Here is a 16,177-nt window from a genome sequence, read left to right as displayed (position 1 = left end):
GAAAAATTTCTAGCCTTCGGACAGCCCCACTCCAACGGCAATAGAACTGATTGTTAAGCCTTAAACAAACGATTTAATTTACCGAAAAACCAAACTTGGTCAAGGCTTTATTTGCTGCAAAAGCAAAGGGCGCAAATATGCGCCCCTACTTTGGTTTGGTGCAGCAGCTATGCCGCTGGCTTTACGCTGAATTGCAAGCCAAGTGCTTTCGCTACTTTTAATACCGTGCTTAATTGGGGGTTGCCATCAACGGATAGTGCTTTATATAAACTCTCGCGACCCAGGCCGGTGTCACGCGCTAATGTTGCCATGCCTTTAGCGCGGGCAATGTCACCCAGCGCTTTGGCAACAAAGCTGGCATCTCCATCGCATTCGGCTATTGAGGCCTCAAGATAAGCCGCCATCTCCTCAGGTGTACGCAGGTGCTCTGCTACATCGTAATCTTGCAGTTTTATGCTCATGCTACACCTCAAGGTTGTTTACCAATTGATAGGCCATTTCGATATCGTTACGCTGGCTTGCTTTATCACCGCCACACAGCAGAATTATCATCACATTGTGCCGCTGCGTGTAATACACCCTGTAACCTGGCCCTACATCAACTTTCAGCTCAGATACGCCGAATTTTAAATTGCGATGTACGCCCGGGTTACCGGCAGCCAAGCGCTGAATTCGGGCCTGAATGCGTGCTCTGCCTTGAATATCTTTTAAATCATCCAGCCAATTGCTGAACTGCTCTGTTGCTTTAATTTGCTTTACCTTCACAGTGTATCCCTCAAGATACTTTTTGCAAGATTAACTTGTGTTACAAGCAATTCTTGTAAGCATGCGTAAATCGCTGCGCGCTTAAACTTAACTTTTAATTAACCTTAGCAAGCAACAGAAAGTAAGCAAATTTTTGGCATGATGGGATTAGGTGCTTAGTAGGTGGATGGCATCAAACCGCGTCAAAATGGTAAATATGATCTGCATAGCGCTTTCCGGCAATACTGTGCGCTTGTGGCACTTTTTCTGCCAGCTGAAAGCCTGTTTTTTGCAGCACCCGCTCTGATGCGGTGTTACCTTCAGTGACCACGGCTTTAAAGTGGCTAATATCCTGCGTGGTTGCGGCCCATTGAATAAGCGCTTGCAGCGATTCGGTGCCAAAACCCTGACCATAAAAAGCCGGTAGCAGTAAATAGCCTACTTCTGCCCTGCCTTGCGACAAACACATGCCGGTAACACCAATGGCCTCGCCGCTGCCATGTTGTCTTATTACCAAACATTGCCAATGATCAGCATCTTTATGCCATGGCGCTAAACGCTGCTGAAATTTCTGCTGCAACACTGTGTCGGGAAGTGGGTCAAAACATTGTGCTATCACTTGCTCTGTGCTGTGTAACGTTTGAAACAACGGCCAGTCATCTTTCCTAAGCGGCGTCATTTCCAGCCGTGCTGTGCGGATATTCATGGTACAGAGTTCTCAATGTAAGATGTTTGCATGAAAATAGTGCTGGTACATTTGGCTAAAAATCTAATCTGGTCAAGGCTTTGTTTGCTGCAAAAGCTAAAGGCGCGATATTGCGCCCTTACGATACATTGATGCACCGGTAAGTTTAGTGCGCGGCTAGTTGGTGGTAGAACTCGGGGTTATCCTGAATAGTGGCCAGCACTTTGGCTGCAAGGCCGGTTGGGTTACGGCGCTTGCTCTCCCAGCTTTTAATGGTATCGACACTGGTACCCAGCGCTTGTGCTAACTGTGCTTGGGTAATGGCTAAACTTTCGCGCAGGGTTTTAACATCAGCGACTTCATAGCGGATAACCCGGCTTGCTTCTTTTCTGCCTTGCTTAATATCCACCGCTTTGGTCAGAGAATCCTTTAGCTCGTTAAAGATACTCATACTCCCCCCCAAAGTTAATCTGCTCCGGCGCTTACTGAAATCGCCATCCAAATTTCATCACGATGCTTTCTGGCGCGATTAAGCGGCACAAAACCCATTGCGGTATATATATCAGTGAGTTTCTGGTGTGCTGCCTGCAGAGCCAACAGATCCAAAGTCACCAACTCTGATATTTTCTGTGCCATCAACATAATTTCTGCTATCACAAGCTCAGATAGCTTAAAGCCCGTTTGCTGAAATTGGGTTTTGCGATAGCTTGGCAATACATAAAGATAGTCAATAATCAGCCAACTGGTTTTCTGTTCAGGGGCGGCAAGTGACAACGTAAACAGCGCTACAATTTCATTGGTTGCGAACACACGCACATAATACAGGGTCGCTTCGCGGCGCAGGCTTCGCTCAAAGCAATGAAACAACCAGCTTCGTTCGTATTCAGATTGCGGAGAGAAAGCACTGACGGCCTTTTTGACTACAGAGGGTAAACGGTAAGCCTTGGGTAATACTACTTTTTCAAATAGTAAAACCTGAGACATCAGGCAACAGACGCCTCAGTTTTGATAAACCTCATGGCTTCCAACAAGCGCGCAGAAGCTTTGGCATTTTTCGCACGCTTAACTGCTGCAGCTGAAAAGTGAGGTACTTTCTGCGGCTGAGCATTTTGCGTGTTCGACTTTGTGCTGGTTTTGCTATCGGTCATATTTTCACCTCTAAGAGCTGGAATAATAGCACAGCATCTATAAATTCTGTAAGCCATTAGCGGGCAAGCTTTAACTTGCTTTTGATGTCATCCCAGCTAACCCCCTGAGTTTCACCAGACTCAAGCTCAAGTAGCCGTTGTTCAGCCACTGATGTCCAGGCGGCATCAACATTGTCATCCCGGGTTGTATCAAGGCTTGAAATCAGGCAGTGTGCCAACAACGCCCTATCGTTTACAGAGAGTGCTTTGGCATCTTCTATCACTTTTTCAAGTTTTACAGTCATCAGAAGATCTCTCTGTTCACAGTTAAATGAAGTCTAGCATGGAAAACCAATCGCTAAAACTAAGGGGCGCAATAATGCGTCCTTACGTTAGTTTGGTGTACCGCTCAGATCAGTGTGCCGCCAGTTGGTAGTAGAACCCGGGGTTGTCTTGAATAGTGCCCGGCACTTTGGCAGCAAGGCCGGTTGGGTTACGGCGCTTGCTGCTATTCGATTTATATCATTTTGACGACTGTAAACGCCTGTTAATGCTAGCCAGGCTATTCGCTGAGTTTTTGCTGCATTGTTGAATTTTCTCAATGACAGTTGAGAGCTTTTCTTTAAGGTTGGGAACCGTCGTCCAGCCGGAAAACGTGCGCTTGACTAATTCAGCCTCCTGCAATGAACAAGCCGTGAGAAAGTTATATGGAAACCATTGCAATTTATCATCAGCAATACGGTTACTTATCCTGGCTTTATTAGAGCGGAAAAACTCAGCGACAAATTCCCGATGCCTCGGTTGAAATGCCGGAAACTGAAACCGGTAGTCAATAACAAACTCATTGGTAACGTCGGAGAGTAAGAACTGATAAAACGCACTCAGCTGCTCATGCGTTGATACGTAGCCCAGCGCATTTAACAGGTCGTCTTTGACACTGCTATCTGCAGTAGCAAACATATCCAATAATGCGGTGTACTGTTGCATCGTGGCTATTGAAACAATGACACGCAAAACAGCCAGGCGATGCTTTAACTCTGTCAGCTTTGTTGTGCTATAGGCTTTTTTTGCAGCTTTAATGGCTTCATCCTGCTGCAGATACACGCCGTAAAACTCCACCCATTGCCCACCATTTTCCTGCTGCAGCAGGATATCCCACTGCAGCGCCTTCGGTAATCCGGCAACCAGATACTCTGCATAGTCGGCAATAAGCTCTTGGGGTAGCAATTCAATAAAGGCGTTTTGCAACGCTGACAGCGCTTTGGTCGCCTCCTCGCTGTGGTGAGGCAGTGTATTCAGAATATGCACCAAGCCATCGGTATACTCCATATAATCAAGGTAGGACGCTGTCGCTAACGCCTCCTGGTTGTTCATATATGACATTTTCTCCGGTTTTGACAATAAGCTGACAGGAAACGGTGCATTGCCTGTTTTATCATAAGACAGGTAATAACCAGCCCCGGATGTATCAATGAAAAAACTGTTGTCAGGGTTCACACTGTTTAGCTGCAAGCGCTTTCCCTGTAACACAACCGGAGTGTGTTTCACGATATGACCGTCCCACTCTTTTATCGTAAGCGGTATCGTCCATAACTTATCTTTTTCCTGTTGAAAACTCTGTTGCTGCAAATACAGTCGATTGTCTTGCCTGGTTAACGATACTAACGGATAGCCTGATTGCTCTGTGAACGACTGTAATAAAGCCGGAGCAAATGAATAAGATGAAAAATAATCAGAAAATATCTCAGATGCCGTATTTCCGCCGGCAACCTGTTTAACATATTCACGCATATGCTTTTTAAAATCTGCAGCGCCTACTGCTTGCTCTAACATTTCCAGGACCGTGCGGCCTTTTGTATAGGCCAGCTCACCAATCCCTTCGTTATCACTACGAAACCTTACCAATGAGCGAAGAGGTCTGGAGCGGACATTATCATCGGCAAACGCGCTAAACTGCGGCGTATAAATGCAGCGGTCTGTATCCGGATAGTGCTGTTGGATAATTTTGGCGGCAAAAAATTCCGCGAAGGACTCATTCATCCAGTAATCGTTATACCATTGCATGGTGATATGGTTGCCAAACCACATATGAACGATTTCATGAGCAATTAATTTACGAAAATGGCAGATGTCATTTTTGCCGGAACCGGCCTCCGGCAGCTGATTAGAATGCAGTGCGATTAAACCAACATTCTCCATTGCGGCCAGGGTAGAGATTGGCGCAACAAAAAAATCCAGTTTGTCGTACGGAAACGGCAACTTAAGATAGTCCGCCATGTAACTCACGGAGTTATTAATCAGTGCATCAATATCATCCGGCAGAGCAACATTCTGGCCTTCAGGCGAATAAAACGACGAGTTATAAGCGGTATTTGCTAATGTTACTTTCCTGAATTTGCCCACTGCCAGAACCAGAACATCTGTATATAATCTCGCTGTTTTCGCAAACTTGATAATTTTTTGGCTACCTGACACTGCAATAGAAACAGGATGGCTGTTATGCAAAGCGTCAAGATCCGCCGGTATTTTAACCGTAAATTCAAACACTGCTTTTTGACCGGGGTCATCAAAAGCAGGAAATACACTACGCGCTTCCATTTCCTGAAACTGAGAGAATATATAGGGTGAACCGGTGTTTTTCCCGTGCACGAATAACCCCTGAACATTGTCATTTATCTTGCCGGAGTAACTTATGTTAAGTGTGACCGGTCCGGAAATAGCCTTCTTAAGCTGATGGCGGACAATGTCGTATTCATCCGGGGCGACAACAGGCAGCCTTACTTTCTTATCCCCGTTAACCAGTTCTACCGATTTTATGGTTAAGTCACGGCTGTGATAAGAAATAACATCCGTTGCCTGGTCTATTGAAATATTTAAGCTTGTTTCACCAAGAAACGTTGCTTCATGCGGGGCGAGGGAAAGGTTCACCTTCTGCTGATTAAGCGTTACGCCTTCAGGTAAACGATATTCCACAGCGGCGCAATTAAGGGAAAGCAGCAGTAAAAAGAGGCTGAAGAAAACAGGAGTAGGCAATGTTATATTCCAAATTTGCAGCGGCTGAAAAATATAGCTTGTTACATTTACCGAAAAACAGAACATGGTCAAGGCTTTAAATCAACCCAGCTTAGGTTTTAACTGCGCATCGGATATGCCGATTATTATTACCTGCGTATTATCACTACTGCTTAACTGCACAATGCCCGTTTCATTACTCAGACTAAGCATATGCTGCGCTTGCAACGTTAGGCGCTTTGCACCAATCACTGCATTAACGCTGCCGCTGGCAATATAGATAAGCGTTTGTGTACTTAGCGCCAATGTTTGTTGCGTACGGCCAATCGTCAGCACCTGCAGGTTTGCCTGCACAGCACCGCGGCGGGTCATCAGGTTAAAATCACGCACGGCGCCGCTCATTAAACTGCAATGAATTGGCGTTTCACCGGCAAAGGCAAACGGCATAAGCGGTGTATCTAATAGCTGTGGGTTTGCGCCCACGCCATGCAGGCTAAAGCCCCCGCCACTAAGCAGCATAATAATACGGTCGATATTATCAAAGCGGGAAAAAGGCCCGTCGCTGGCCACTTCAGCAATCGACACACGCCACAACAAGCCTTGCTCATCGTCCTGCCGGCACAGCTGGTGGGTAATGCCGCCACCGTTTTGCCAGCGCTGGGTTTGCCATTGCTGTGGCGTAATCATTTCTATGCTCATAGTGTCTCTATTAAATGCGCAGACCAAAGCGCGTTATTTTACTTTAGTGGTTTGACTAATTGCCGGTGCCGGGCGGGATTGTTTTTGTTTCTGAACCCGTCTGTTGCCACGGCCATTTGCCGGTTAGCTCAAGCTCCAGAGTAAAGCTTAAAAAGGTGCGGATTAACACCACCAGCGCCAGCACGGCCACGGTTTCAAAGGTAAGCTCTACGGCAACGGTATGGATAATGTCTGCCGCGATTAACAGCTCCAGCCCGAGTAAAATACCGCGCCCCAACTGCTGACGCACCTGTTGCTGAATATCACTCAATGTATCGCCCTTTATTAAGCGTACAGCCCCATGCGCGAGGGAGTACACCGCAATAACTGTAATAATAGCAATACCCAACATTTCTATCGCCACAGCGCACCACTGTGGCACCGAACCCGGCATATTTGTTATTCCGTTTGTCATTTTTGAGCTTTCCCTCAGCTGTTTATCAATCACTGTAACGGCAAATGTTATAAGGCGATAGTTGTACCGGGCTAAAACCGGCAACATTAGCCAGCCCATACTTTGCCGGCAAAGCGTTAAAACAAGCATTGCTTAAGCCGCTATGGCTGTTAAAATCGGGCCTTATGTTAGCACGCAGCAAAGCAGAACCATTATGAGCAAAACCAACAGCGGCGCCCTGGCCTATCAGCAGCAGGAACAAGGCTATCGTGATAAAGCGCTGAAAATGTACCCTTGGGTGTGTGGCCGTTGTGCCCGCGAGTTTGTGCATTCCAATTTGCGCGAATTAACCGTGCATCATATTGACCACAACCACAGCAATAACCCGGCAGATGGCAGCAACTGGGAGTTACTGTGTATTTATTGCCACGATAACGAGCACAATAAATTCCACGAATTTGTGCTGTACGGCGGCACCACTGAGCAAAAAGTCGCGCCGGCGACCCATAACCCTTTTGCGGATTTAAAAGCGTTATTAAATAACCCTAAAACGAAGTAGCACCGCCATGCCGTGCCAGCTAATCGTTGAGACTCCATTAGTCGCTGAGAATAAGTACCACGATAACCAATAATGCTGCAGACGCCAATTGTGCCAATGTCAGTAACGGCAACAGCGTGCTGTCTGTGCTTAGCAGGCTGTTGTATGCCAACATCAGCAGCGGGGCCGGCAGGCAAAACAGTGCTATGACCACGCTGCGACGATGCTGCCACAGCCAAAGCCTGATTTTTTGCTGTAATGTCAGTTTCAGCATAGAGCGTTACTCCTGTCCAACGTAGTGCGCGCCTGCATCATATAGGTCTTTACGCTACCCAACGGGATCTGCAGTTTAGCTGCAATTTCAGTTTGCGAATACCCATAAAACTCAGCATAAACAAAAACTTGCTGTTGAATAGTTGATAACATCGCAATCAGCGTAGCGGCATCCAGCTGTGCGGCAGTGTTATCGCTATGGCTAAGTTTATCGGGTTCTGCAGCGAACCAGCGCTGTTTAAGCGCGGAGAGAATATTACCTGAGCGTTTAGCCTGCAGCATTTCATTGATAGCAATCCGCAGTAACCAGGTAGAAAACTGCGCTTGTTGCTGAAACTGCTGAATATTTAAAAAAGCTTTAACGTAAGTTTCCTGCACCAAATCATCGATTTCGTGGGGCTGTTCGCTTGATTTAAACGCCAGAAAGCCGCGCAACTTACTGTCATAGCGGCTGAATAGCTCATTAAAGGCCGCCGTATCTCCCGACACTTGCACTATGGCAATCAGTTGCTCAACCGAGGCCTGTTTTAGCGACACAGCATGATCTTAATACAGCCTTTGCCGATCAAGCCGGGCCAGCAGTAAAAACGCCAGCCCCAACAGCGCCGGCAAAATAGCAATGCCGTTTAAGGCATCGTTTAAATCCAGATTGCCATTTTGACGAAAATCGGCAAAGTAAGAGAAAGCCAGAATGCTGCCTGACAACACCAACAAGAACACGCCTTTACGGGTATCGCGGTTGGCGGAAAAAAAGTGCAGTGCCACTTCACGAATTGTCTGGGGCGGCAATGTTAGCTGCTGTTGTAATGAGCGCTCTATCATCTGCAAAAACAGACGTTTTTTCTTGTAGTTATACAGCAGTATTAACCCCATCAGCGCGACCAGCGCGCTGAAGACGATAAGCGGCACCAAAATCTCAGCCCATTCTTGTCCATTCATACTTATTTAGTTTCGTTGCCAAAGTTCTGTACCAAGGTACAGCTGCGACAGCAGTTGTTCAAGTACCGCTGTGGCATTGTCACCATTCATAAAAATAACATAACCGTTTTGGCTTTGCGGTGAGAACGCGGCTAAAGTAGACACCCCGGGATCACGGCCGCTATGCAGCAGCAACGACTGCTCCCCCGCAAAGCCACTGAAAATTTCCCAGCCCAAGCCAAAATAATGTTGTGGCCCGATACTGACATGATGCGCTTGCATGTCCTGATATACCGCCGGCATGGCCTGCTGCTGTGCCATAACAAACAGCATAAATTTGCTGTAATCGTCTACCGTGCTGATTAAATTGGCAGCGGCATTTGCCTTGTAGTATTTTTCGGTCTCAAATGCCTTGCCATCACTGTCGTGGTTGCGGGCATAGCGGTTTTCATCAACCCCTTGTGACCACCAAAAATAGGTGTCGGTCATACCTGCCGGTGCAAAGACATACTGCTGTGCCAGGGCTTCGAGCGATTGGCCAAATTTATGCTCCAGCGCGCGGCGTAAATATTCAAAGCCTTCACCGGAATACTGATGTTGCGTACCTGGCTTAAAGTGAAAACGTAAGGTGTTGTCTGTTTCCAGATAGCGCCAGTTGGCAAAGCCGGTTTGGTGCGTCAGCACAATACGTGGCGTCAGCAATAAATGCTTCGGGTCAGCTTTAATATCCGGGTCGACCCAGTAGGCGGCCAGGGGCTCGTCAAGCTGCAATTTGCCTGCACCAACCAGCCGCAACGTCAGCATGGTTACCACAGGTTTGGTTAACGAGGCCACTTTAAACAGGGTATTTTGCGGTGCTGCCCTACCCGGTGTCAGCTCACCATATACTTGAGTGGATACCAGTTTGCCATGCTCAATAATGCCAAGGCCCAGCGCCGGCACCTTATGTTGTTGCAGCAAACTCATAATAGCTACCGCTTGCTCATGCTGAGCCTCAGTCGACTGAGCCGTAGCAAATAATGTCGTGGTAAATAATATGCTGTAACACAGCACAATACAGGTTCGGTTGATAAATGTTTTAAGCGTCATAATAAGTTCCGGTTAGTTAATCTGAAACTTAGATGCACGCCGGATGCGCTTTGGATTTACTGCGGCAAAATATTTTTGTGCAAGCCGGTTAGCCAAGTGCAATATTAAACATATTTTCGGTTACTTTAGCGCCCGGCAATCTGCAGCAAACGCTCAGCATGCAGCTGTAGCGCCTGCTTTAGTTCCGGCGGCTGAATAATACTGAAATCAAACGGCAGTTGGCTTAACCACTGTGCTAAGCAATAACAGCTGTCGGTGCGGGTGTTTAGCAGTAAGCCATCAGCCTGCGGCTTTAACATCGATGCCGTTTCTCCCATCGCTTGTGCCGCTGTATGTTTATCGGTATGCAGCACAATTTGCACATCCAGATTACCCGGCATGCCATACAGGCTTTGGGTAAAATGTTCAGCCGAATCAAACTCAGTTGGTCGGGTAAAGCTATGGTCCAGTAACTCGATATGGTGCAGGCGGTCGAGCCGGAAGGTGCGCAGCTCCTGCCTCAGATGACAATAACCACTCATATACCAGCGGCCACTGCGAAATAACAAGCCATAAGGGTCAACATGCCGGTCTGCCGGCGCCTGCTGATATGACGCATAGCGAATACTGACCGAGCGTTGCTGTTCAATAGCATCAAGCAAAGGCCCAAGCTGCTGGCCGGAGGCACCGGCCTCTGCAGTCGGCAACATCAGTTTAATGCTATCGGCAACAGCACGGGCGCGGGACTTCAGCTTCGCCGGCATCACCCGCTCCAGCTTGGCCTGCACACTGCTGATAGCAGCCTGTGTATCCGCTAACTGCAGATTATTTGCCGCCAACAGCCCCAATGACAACGCCAGCGTTTCGTCATTGGTAAACATCATTGGCGGTAATTTAAAGCCGGCCACCAGCATATAGCCGCCGTCGCAGCCTTGCTCTGTGGTTACAGGAATACCCAACTGCTCCAATGCCTGAATGTAACGGCGCACGGTGCGTTTATCGACGCCCAACCGCGTTGCCAGTTCAGTGCCGCTTAAACGGCCATGCGACTGCAGCAACTCCAGCAAGCTAAGTACACGGATAGTTGGGCCGCTCATTGGATATCTCTGTTATACATCTGCTACTCCTAATGACGACTAATACAACAAGTAAACAAAATATAACCGATAATTAGGACACATTCTGTCCTACATAGCCATTATTGTGTGTCGGTGCCGGCTCTCTGGCACAGCGATGTGCTCAACACCAACAAGGAATAGCATGATGAAACCACTAACTTTATACACCAACCCACAATCACGCGGCCGTATTATTCGCTGGCTGCTGGAAGAACTGAATGTACCTTACGACGTGAAAGTAATGCAGTACGGCAGCGACATAAAAACCGCCAATTTTTTAGCCTTGAACCCAATGGGCAAAGTGCCGGTGATTACCCACGGCGATGTAGTAGTGACCGAAGCGGCTGCCATTTGTGCTTACCTGGCCGATCAATTTGCTGAAAAGCAGCTGGCCCCCAAGCCGGATAGCGCTGAGCGCGCCGCGTATTACCGTTGGTTATTTTTTGCTGCCGGCCCGCTGGAAATGGCTACTACAGCCAAAGCCTATAACTGGCGTATCGATGCCGACAACGCTCAGGCTGTTGGCTGTGGTATCTATGCCGACACGCTAAATGCGCTGGAAACCGCTTTAGCTAAAGGCCCGTATATTTGTGGTGAGCAATTTACCGCCGCCGATGTATACGTGGGCAGCCATATTGAATGGGGCATGATGTTTGAAACCCTGGAGAAACGGCCAGCGTTTATTGAGTACGTACAACGCTTACAAACCCGGCCCGCCGCCATTAAAGCCAATGAATTGGACGATGCGCTGCTGCCACAGCCGGCTTAAGCAGCACTTTACTGCGGCTGGTTAAACCGGCCGTGGTTCACTTTGGCAATAGCAATGCCTCGTCAATAGCAATAAAGCGGCTGGCAGCTTTTACCAGCGCCTGAGCGGTTAAACCCTCAACGCCATAAACTTCTACTTCGGTGTGGTATTTAGTGGTCAGTTTATCTGCCAGCAAGCCAAAATCACCGTCGCCGGAGGCCAGTACCAGCACCTCGCTATGCTGGCCGTATTCAATTGCATCTAACGTTATACCGACATCCCAGTCGCCTTTAGCGCTGCCGTCAGCACGCTGAATAAACGGCTTAAGTTTTACCTCAAAGCCAATGGCACGCAGAATATTCTGAAACTGGCGCTGCTTTTCATCACCGCGATCAATGGCATAGGCAATGGCTTTAACTACCGTACGTCCGGCCGTTACCTGACGCCAGAAAGCGTTGTAGTCAAAATTGCGGCCATAAGCCTCGCGGCTGGTGTAATAGATGTTTTGCACATCGACCAAAATAGTCACACTGGTCATCACAACTCCCTGGCTGGCAAAAGCGCTACGCTAACCGGCAACGCTGCAGCATGCAACTGCTTTTTGTCTGCGGCAATACCGGCTAATTAAGTTGAACCATACTGCGCTAAAGTTGCCGAATAAGCCATAAATATTAGCTAATTACACCATTTCTAATTCAAAAAACTGATTAACATGATAGAGAAATCCGGCTTTCGCAGTTTGCGCTTCAAGTCTATAGTCAATGCACTTATATCAAGCGGGTACTTGCTGTACCCCCTGTCCCCCACGTTGCAAGGAGTAAGATATGGACAATAACAACGGCTCAGCCGGTAAATGCCCGGTAATGCACGGTGGCAACACCAGAGTTGGTGGCACTGGTCCGAAGAATATGGATTGGTGGCCTAATCAGCTGAACCTGAGAATTTTGCACCAGAACGACAAAAAATCTAACCCGCTGGGCGAAGATTTTAACTACGCGGAAGAATTTAAAAAACTGGATTTAGCCGCGGTAAAAAAAGACCTTGAACATGTTATGACTGACTCGCAAGATTGGTGGCCGGCAGATTACGGCCACTACGGGCCTTTTATGATCCGCATGGCATGGCACGCCGCCGGTACTTACCGCATGGGCGACGGCCGTGGCGGTGCAGCTACCGGCAACCAACGTTTTGCGCCGCTGAACAGCTGGCCGGACAACGGCAACCTGGACAAAGCCCGTCGCTTGCTGTGGCCGGTAAAACAAAAGTACGGTAACAAATTATCCTGGGCTGATTTATTTATTCTGGCCGGAAATGTTGCGCTTGAGTCTATGGGCTTTAAAACCTTTGGGTTTGGTGGCGGTCGCGCCGACATTTTTGAACCTGAAGAAGATATTTACTGGGGTGCTGAACGGGAATGGCTGGCTACCAGCGATAAAACCAACAGCCGCTACTCCGGCGAACGTGAGCTGGAAAACCCGTTAGCTGCAGTACAAATGGGCTTAATTTACGTTAACCCGGAAGGCCCGGACGGTAAGCCGGATCCGCTTGGCTCAGGCCGTGATGTACGCGAAACCTTCGCCCGTATGGCGATGAATGACTACGAGACCGTGGCACTGACCGCCGGCGGCCACACCTTTGGTAAAGCACACGGAGCCGGCGATGCCGCAAACGTGGGCGCAGAGCCTGAAGCTGCACCACTGGAACAGATGGGCTTTGGCTGGAAAAACAGCTTCAGAAGCGGTAAAGGCCGCGACACCATTACCAGCGGTATTGAGGGGGCATGGACTCCTACCCCAACCAAATGGGACAACAGCTATTTTGATGTCTTGTTTGGCTACGACTGGCAGTTGGTAAAGAGCCCAGCCGGAGCCCATCAGTGGGCCGCAATTAATCTGGCGGGTAAAGATCATGCGCCGGACGCCGCTGATACCAGTGTCCGTGTTGGGCTGATGATGACAACTGCCGATATGGCGATGCGGGAAGACCCGGCGTATCGCAAAATTTCTGAGCATTTTCATAAAAACCCGGCTGAGTTCGCTGATGCCTTTGCCCGTGCCTGGTTTAAATTAACTCACCGCGATATGGGGCCAAAATCACGTTATCTGGGGCCGGAAGTACCCGCTGAAGATTTGATCTGGCAAGATCCGGTACCTGAAGTAGATCACGAGCTGGTTAACGATGCCGATATTACTCAGCTGAAAACGGCTATTCTGGCATCCGGTTTAAGCGTATCGCAGTTGGTGTACACCGCATGGTCGTCTGCTTCTACCTTCCGTGGTTCAGACTGCCGCGGCGGTGCCAACGGTGCCCGTATCCGCTTGGCGCCACAAAAAGACTGGCAGGTAAACCAACCGGCACAGTTGCAACAGGTGCTAAGTGTACTTGGCACTATTGCGCAACAGTTTAATGCTGCGCAAAGCGGCAATAAAAAAGTGTCGCTGGCCGATATTATTGTACTGGCCGGTGCTGCCGCAATTGAAAAAGCCGCAAATGATGCCGGTGTAGCCGTAGCCGTGCCGTTTGCGCCTGGCCGCACCGATGCCACAGACGAGCAAACCGATGCAGAATCGTTTGATGTATTAGAGCCAATAGCAGATGGCTTTCGCAACTACATGAAAAAAGCTTACACCGTATCGGCTGAAGAGCTGCTACTGGATAAAGCGCAACTGTTAACGTTAACCGCACCGGAAATGACAGTGTTAGTTGGCGGTATGCGGGTACTGGATGCTAACTTCGGCCAAAGCAAACAGGGCGTATTTACGGCAACCCCCGGCACGCTAAGCAATGACTTTTTCGTTAACCTGCTGGATATGAATACACAGTGGGCTCCGGTATCAAAAGACGCGCAGCAGTTTGAAGGCCGGGATCGTAAAACCGGTCAGGTAAAATGGACTGCCAGCCGCGTTGACTTGGTATTTGGCTCCAACTCGCAGCTGCGCGCTATTGCAGAAGTGTATGGCGCCAGCGATGCGAAACAAAAGTTTGTCACAGACTTTGTAAAAGCCTGGACCAAAGTAATGCACGCTGATCGCTTTGATTTAAAGTAATCACTGCCATAAAGGGGTGACAAGCAACAAACGGGCGCCTACACAGCGCCCGTTTTTTATTGCTAATTTTTATCACTACTTGTTTACAGATGCTTAAGGTGAACTGCTACGCAGCTTGTTGATAGCCGCCGCCAGGCTGGCATCAGATACCTCGCCCATATGGCTGTCTACCAGTTGGCCTTGTTGATCAAAATACAAGGTTACCGGCAAGCCGAATGCGCCAAACTGCTGCGGCACCTGCCCGGTGGTATCCAGCAGTACCTGCGAAAACTGTAGCGACATCTGCGTTAAAAACTGCGTTACCGTGTCGGCCGGTTCCCGCTGGTTTATCAGCACAAAATTAATATCCGGGTTGTTTTGCTCTGCTTTAGCCAGTACCGGCATTTCACGCCGGCATGGCGGGCACCAGGTGGCCCAGAGGTTAACCACGGTAAGCCGGCCTTTACTTTGCTGCAGGTTAATACTGGTGCCATCTAACTGCGACAGCGCTATATCAGGCAACTGCGCCTGTTGCCGGCCTGCCGTCACCACGGTAATTAATACTGCAAACAACGCTACAGCAGACAGCGCTCCGCTTAATAAGGCTTTACGCTGTTTTGGGTAACGCTTTATCTGCAGCATAAGCATGATCATGGCTGCCAGTATGCTGGCAGAAAAATCAAAACCCCGGTCGCGGATATCCAGCATTTGCCAGAACGAGCCATAACTTTGTATAAACCGCAGTACAAAAACGATACGGCCAAACAACAAACTTACCAGCAACACCGTTAACAACTGATCAGTCACCGGGCTTTGCTGCTTTTTCGCTACCAGAGAGGCGACAATCAGGCCCACAACAACACTAAACAACAACAGCAGCGGCGGTACCGGTAACGCCAGCGGCCCTATATTAATGGCAATCATAAGTCTCCGAACATAGCTGCCAATATTGTGGCAGAGGGCATACCCTGTATCATCTGAATATCACCGTTAACATCACGGTAGAAACTGGTTGGTGTAGCAGCTACCCCCAGTTGTTGCATTAATACATTGTTTTTTAAAATAACGGCTTCACCTTTTGCTACCGCTGCGTTATCTATTTTGCTACCACCTTGCTCATAGCGCTGAATATGTTGCTGCAATGCCATAGCAGGGTCTTTCGCTCCGAGAATATTCGCAGCTTTGGCTAAACTATCCTGGCGTAAAATACCCACCATAACATGGCGAAGCTGTACCTGGCCTTTGTCGATAAAAGGCGCTGCCGCCTGGCGTAAACGATGACAAAACGGGCAATTTGGATCAGTAAAGGTATAAATAATACGCGGTGCATCTGCTTTGCCGTCGGCCACCCAGTTTGCCTGTTCCAGTTGTTGCCAGGCCAGGTTATTTTGCGGCGCACTGATTAACCGCTGCAACGCAGCCGTGCCCAAATCTTCACCTTTTGCATTAATTAAACTGCCGATCAGTGCATGTTGGTTATCCGGTGTTAGGTAAATACTCAACTCCCGGCCCTGCACTTTGGCCGCATAACCTTTAATGCCAGCCTTAGTTTCAAAGGTACCAGCAATGGTAACACCTTGCTGCTTAATGTACTTTATTACTGCAGGCTCTTCTGCAGCACTAACATAGTTGCTAAAAGCGGTAGTTAACAAAAAAATACTTATACTCAAATTATTCATGGCAAGCTCCAACATGTTAAGTTGCAGCAAAACTATGGGCTTTAGATTAAGTCAGCATTAATTCTGACTTAATCTTGTTAAGCCAGACTGATGCCCTCAAACCGGAGGC

At 48.5% G+C, this 16,177-nt stretch carries 21 protein-coding genes and 1 pseudogene; 3 read left to right on the top strand and 19 right to left on the bottom strand.

The window, feature by feature from the left end; all coding sequences use genetic code 11:
- Nucleotides 1-167: 167 nt before the first annotated feature.
- From HRH59_RS02635 to HRH59_RS02590, 11 genes and pseudogenes are all read right to left on the bottom strand, one after another.
- Nucleotides 168-461, bottom strand: coding sequence for an addiction module antidote protein (locus HRH59_RS02635; protein ID WP_092791923.1), 294 nt, complete (start codon nucleotides 459-461; stop codon nucleotides 168-170).
- Nucleotide 462: 1 nt separating this feature from the next.
- Nucleotides 463-765, bottom strand: coding sequence for a type II toxin-antitoxin system RelE/ParE family toxin (locus tag HRH59_RS02630; RefSeq protein ID WP_173499717.1), 303 nt, complete (start codon nucleotides 763-765; stop codon nucleotides 463-465).
- 172 nt (nucleotides 766-937) lie between these two features.
- Nucleotides 938-1,450: a GNAT family N-acetyltransferase gene (locus HRH59_RS02625; protein WP_218573442.1), complete on the bottom strand. Its 513-nt coding sequence runs from the start codon at nucleotides 1,448-1,450 to the stop codon at nucleotides 938-940.
- Between the two features lie 145 nt (nucleotides 1,451-1,595).
- Nucleotides 1,596-1,880, bottom strand: a complete 285-nt coding sequence (gene nadS, locus HRH59_RS02620; RefSeq protein WP_173499716.1) for a NadS family protein — start codon at nucleotides 1,878-1,880, stop codon at nucleotides 1,596-1,598.
- Between the two features lie 14 nt (nucleotides 1,881-1,894).
- Nucleotides 1,895-2,413: a hypothetical protein gene (locus HRH59_RS02615; RefSeq protein WP_173499715.1), complete on the bottom strand. Its 519-nt coding sequence runs from the start codon at nucleotides 2,411-2,413 to the stop codon at nucleotides 1,895-1,897.
- A complete protein-coding gene (locus tag HRH59_RS02610) occupies nucleotides 2,413-2,577 on the bottom strand; it encodes a hypothetical protein (RefSeq protein ID WP_173499714.1) in 165 nt (54 codons plus the stop codon). The genes HRH59_RS02615 and HRH59_RS02610 overlap by 1 nt, the downstream gene beginning before the upstream one ends.
- Before the next feature lie 56 nt (nucleotides 2,578-2,633).
- Nucleotides 2,634-2,861 carry an addiction module protein gene (locus tag HRH59_RS02605; RefSeq protein WP_173499713.1) on the bottom strand — a complete coding sequence of 76 codons (228 nt, stop codon included), beginning with the start codon at nucleotides 2,859-2,861 and terminating at the stop codon, nucleotides 2,634-2,636.
- 109 nt (nucleotides 2,862-2,970) lie between these two features.
- Nucleotides 2,971-3,075, bottom strand: a pseudogene (locus HRH59_RS19525) (NadS family protein); the annotation flags it as partial.
- Between the two features lie 3 nt (nucleotides 3,076-3,078).
- Nucleotides 3,079-5,655, bottom strand: coding sequence for a M1 family metallopeptidase (locus HRH59_RS02600; protein WP_173499712.1), 2,577 nt, complete (start codon nucleotides 5,653-5,655; stop codon nucleotides 3,079-3,081).
- Nucleotides 5,656-5,670: 15 nt separating this feature from the next.
- Nucleotides 5,671-6,267 carry a HutD/Ves family protein gene (locus tag HRH59_RS02595; RefSeq protein ID WP_173499711.1) on the bottom strand — a complete coding sequence of 199 codons (597 nt, stop codon included), beginning with the start codon at nucleotides 6,265-6,267 and terminating at the stop codon, nucleotides 5,671-5,673.
- Nucleotides 6,268-6,322: 55 nt separating this feature from the next.
- Nucleotides 6,323-6,721: a DUF1622 domain-containing protein gene (locus HRH59_RS02590; protein WP_173499710.1), complete on the bottom strand. Its 399-nt coding sequence runs from the start codon at nucleotides 6,719-6,721 to the stop codon at nucleotides 6,323-6,325.
- Nucleotides 6,722-6,914: 193 nt separating this feature from the next.
- Here HRH59_RS02590 and HRH59_RS02585 point away from each other — a divergent pair, with 193 nt between their 5' ends.
- On the top strand, nucleotides 6,915-7,259 hold the full coding sequence (locus tag HRH59_RS02585; RefSeq protein ID WP_173499709.1) for a YajD family HNH nuclease: 345 nt from the start codon (nucleotides 6,915-6,917) through the stop codon (nucleotides 7,257-7,259).
- A 37-nt stretch (nucleotides 7,260-7,296) separates the two neighbouring features.
- On the opposite strand, the gene HRH59_RS02580 is transcribed toward HRH59_RS02585, so the two are convergent.
- The 5 genes from HRH59_RS02580 to HRH59_RS02560 form a co-directional block, all read right to left on the bottom strand.
- Nucleotides 7,297-7,512: a hypothetical protein gene (locus HRH59_RS02580; RefSeq protein ID WP_173499708.1), complete on the bottom strand. Its 216-nt coding sequence runs from the start codon at nucleotides 7,510-7,512 to the stop codon at nucleotides 7,297-7,299.
- Complete coding sequence (locus HRH59_RS02575) at nucleotides 7,506-8,048, bottom strand: RNA polymerase sigma factor (RefSeq protein ID WP_173499707.1); 543 nt, start codon at nucleotides 8,046-8,048, stop codon at nucleotides 7,506-7,508. Before HRH59_RS02575 ends, HRH59_RS02580 begins: the two co-directional genes overlap by 7 nt.
- A gap of 9 nt (nucleotides 8,049-8,057) precedes the next feature.
- Nucleotides 8,058-8,450, bottom strand: coding sequence for a DUF6249 domain-containing protein (locus HRH59_RS02570; RefSeq protein WP_173499706.1), 393 nt, complete (start codon nucleotides 8,448-8,450; stop codon nucleotides 8,058-8,060).
- Between the two features lie 6 nt (nucleotides 8,451-8,456).
- Nucleotides 8,457-9,518 (bottom strand): serine hydrolase domain-containing protein, encoded by a 1,062-nt coding sequence (locus HRH59_RS02565; protein ID WP_173499705.1) that lies wholly within the window; start codon nucleotides 9,516-9,518, stop codon nucleotides 8,457-8,459.
- 125 nt (nucleotides 9,519-9,643) lie between these two features.
- Complete coding sequence (locus HRH59_RS02560) at nucleotides 9,644-10,594, bottom strand: helix-turn-helix transcriptional regulator (RefSeq protein WP_173499704.1); 951 nt, start codon at nucleotides 10,592-10,594, stop codon at nucleotides 9,644-9,646.
- 163 nt (nucleotides 10,595-10,757) lie between these two features.
- Between HRH59_RS02560 and HRH59_RS02555 the strand changes: the two genes are divergently transcribed.
- A complete protein-coding gene (locus HRH59_RS02555; RefSeq protein WP_218573441.1) occupies nucleotides 10,758-11,384 on the top strand; it encodes a glutathione S-transferase family protein in 627 nt (208 codons plus the stop codon).
- A 37-nt stretch (nucleotides 11,385-11,421) separates the two neighbouring features.
- Here HRH59_RS02555 and HRH59_RS02550 read toward each other — a convergent pair whose 3' ends face one another.
- The gene (locus tag HRH59_RS02550) at nucleotides 11,422-11,901 is read right to left on the bottom strand and encodes a LabA-like NYN domain-containing protein (protein ID WP_173499703.1); all 480 of its coding nucleotides are present in this window, start codon (nucleotides 11,899-11,901) and stop codon (nucleotides 11,422-11,424) included.
- A gap of 286 nt (nucleotides 11,902-12,187) precedes the next feature.
- On the opposite strand from HRH59_RS02550, the gene katG reads away from it, so the two are divergent.
- Entirely contained in the window at nucleotides 12,188-14,410 is a 2,223-nt protein-coding gene (katG, locus tag HRH59_RS02545; RefSeq protein WP_173499702.1) for a catalase/peroxidase HPI, read from the top strand.
- Nucleotides 14,411-14,503: 93 nt separating this feature from the next.
- Here katG and HRH59_RS02540 read toward each other — a convergent pair whose 3' ends face one another.
- The gene (locus HRH59_RS02540) at nucleotides 14,504-15,313 is read right to left on the bottom strand and encodes a TlpA family protein disulfide reductase (protein WP_173499701.1); all 810 of its coding nucleotides are present in this window, start codon (nucleotides 15,311-15,313) and stop codon (nucleotides 14,504-14,506) included.
- The gene (dsbG, locus tag HRH59_RS02535; RefSeq protein WP_173499700.1) at nucleotides 15,310-16,068 is read right to left on the bottom strand and encodes a thiol:disulfide interchange protein DsbG; all 759 of its coding nucleotides are present in this window, start codon (nucleotides 16,066-16,068) and stop codon (nucleotides 15,310-15,312) included. The genes HRH59_RS02540 and dsbG overlap by 4 nt, the downstream gene beginning before the upstream one ends.
- Between the last annotated feature and the right edge of the window lie 109 nt (nucleotides 16,069-16,177).

It is taken from the genome of Rheinheimera lutimaris, assembly GCF_013283795.1.
Taxonomy (GTDB): Bacteria; Pseudomonadota; Gammaproteobacteria; order Enterobacterales; family Alteromonadaceae; genus Alishewanella; species Alishewanella lutimaris.
This window is presented reverse-complemented; position numbering and strand designations above follow the sequence as displayed.

Coding starts and splice junctions, on each gene's coding strand:
- HRH59_RS02635 (WP_092791923.1), bottom strand. CDS start 461: ATGAGCATAAAACTGCAAGATTACGATGTAGCAGAGCACCTGCGTACA.
- HRH59_RS02625 (WP_218573442.1), bottom strand. CDS start 1,450: ATGAATATCCGCACAGCACGGCTGGAAATGACGCCGCTTAGGAAAGAT.
- nadS (WP_173499716.1), bottom strand. CDS start 1,880: ATGAGTATCTTTAACGAGCTAAAGGATTCTCTGACCAAAGCGGTGGAT.
- HRH59_RS02615 (WP_173499715.1), bottom strand. CDS start 2,413: ATGTCTCAGGTTTTACTATTTGAAAAAGTAGTATTACCCAAGGCTTAC.
- HRH59_RS02610 (WP_173499714.1), bottom strand. CDS start 2,577: ATGACCGATAGCAAAACCAGCACAAAGTCGAACACGCAAAATGCTCAG.
- HRH59_RS02605 (WP_173499713.1), bottom strand. CDS start 2,861: ATGACTGTAAAACTTGAAAAAGTGATAGAAGATGCCAAAGCACTCTCT.
- HRH59_RS02600 (WP_173499712.1), bottom strand. CDS start 5,655: ATGTTCTGTTTTTCGGTAAATGTAACAAGCTATATTTTTCAGCCGCTG.
- HRH59_RS02595 (WP_173499711.1), bottom strand. CDS start 6,267: ATGAGCATAGAAATGATTACGCCACAGCAATGGCAAACCCAGCGCTGG.
- HRH59_RS02590 (WP_173499710.1), bottom strand. CDS start 6,721: ATGACAAACGGAATAACAAATATGCCGGGTTCGGTGCCACAGTGGTGC.
- HRH59_RS02585 (WP_173499709.1), top strand. CDS start 6,915: ATGAGCAAAACCAACAGCGGCGCCCTGGCCTATCAGCAGCAGGAACAA.
- HRH59_RS02580 (WP_173499708.1), bottom strand. CDS start 7,512: ATGCTGAAACTGACATTACAGCAAAAAATCAGGCTTTGGCTGTGGCAG.
- HRH59_RS02570 (WP_173499706.1), bottom strand. CDS start 8,450: ATGAATGGACAAGAATGGGCTGAGATTTTGGTGCCGCTTATCGTCTTC.
- HRH59_RS02565 (WP_173499705.1), bottom strand. CDS start 9,518: ATGACGCTTAAAACATTTATCAACCGAACCTGTATTGTGCTGTGTTAC.
- HRH59_RS02560 (WP_173499704.1), bottom strand. CDS start 10,594: ATGAGCGGCCCAACTATCCGTGTACTTAGCTTGCTGGAGTTGCTGCAG.
- HRH59_RS02555 (WP_218573441.1), top strand. CDS start 10,758: ATGATGAAACCACTAACTTTATACACCAACCCACAATCACGCGGCCGT.
- HRH59_RS02550 (WP_173499703.1), bottom strand. CDS start 11,901: ATGACCAGTGTGACTATTTTGGTCGATGTGCAAAACATCTATTACACC.
- katG (WP_173499702.1), top strand. CDS start 12,188: ATGGACAATAACAACGGCTCAGCCGGTAAATGCCCGGTAATGCACGGT.
- HRH59_RS02540 (WP_173499701.1), bottom strand. CDS start 15,313: ATGATTGCCATTAATATAGGGCCGCTGGCGTTACCGGTACCGCCGCTG.
- dsbG (WP_173499700.1), bottom strand. CDS start 16,068: ATGAATAATTTGAGTATAAGTATTTTTTTGTTAACTACCGCTTTTAGC.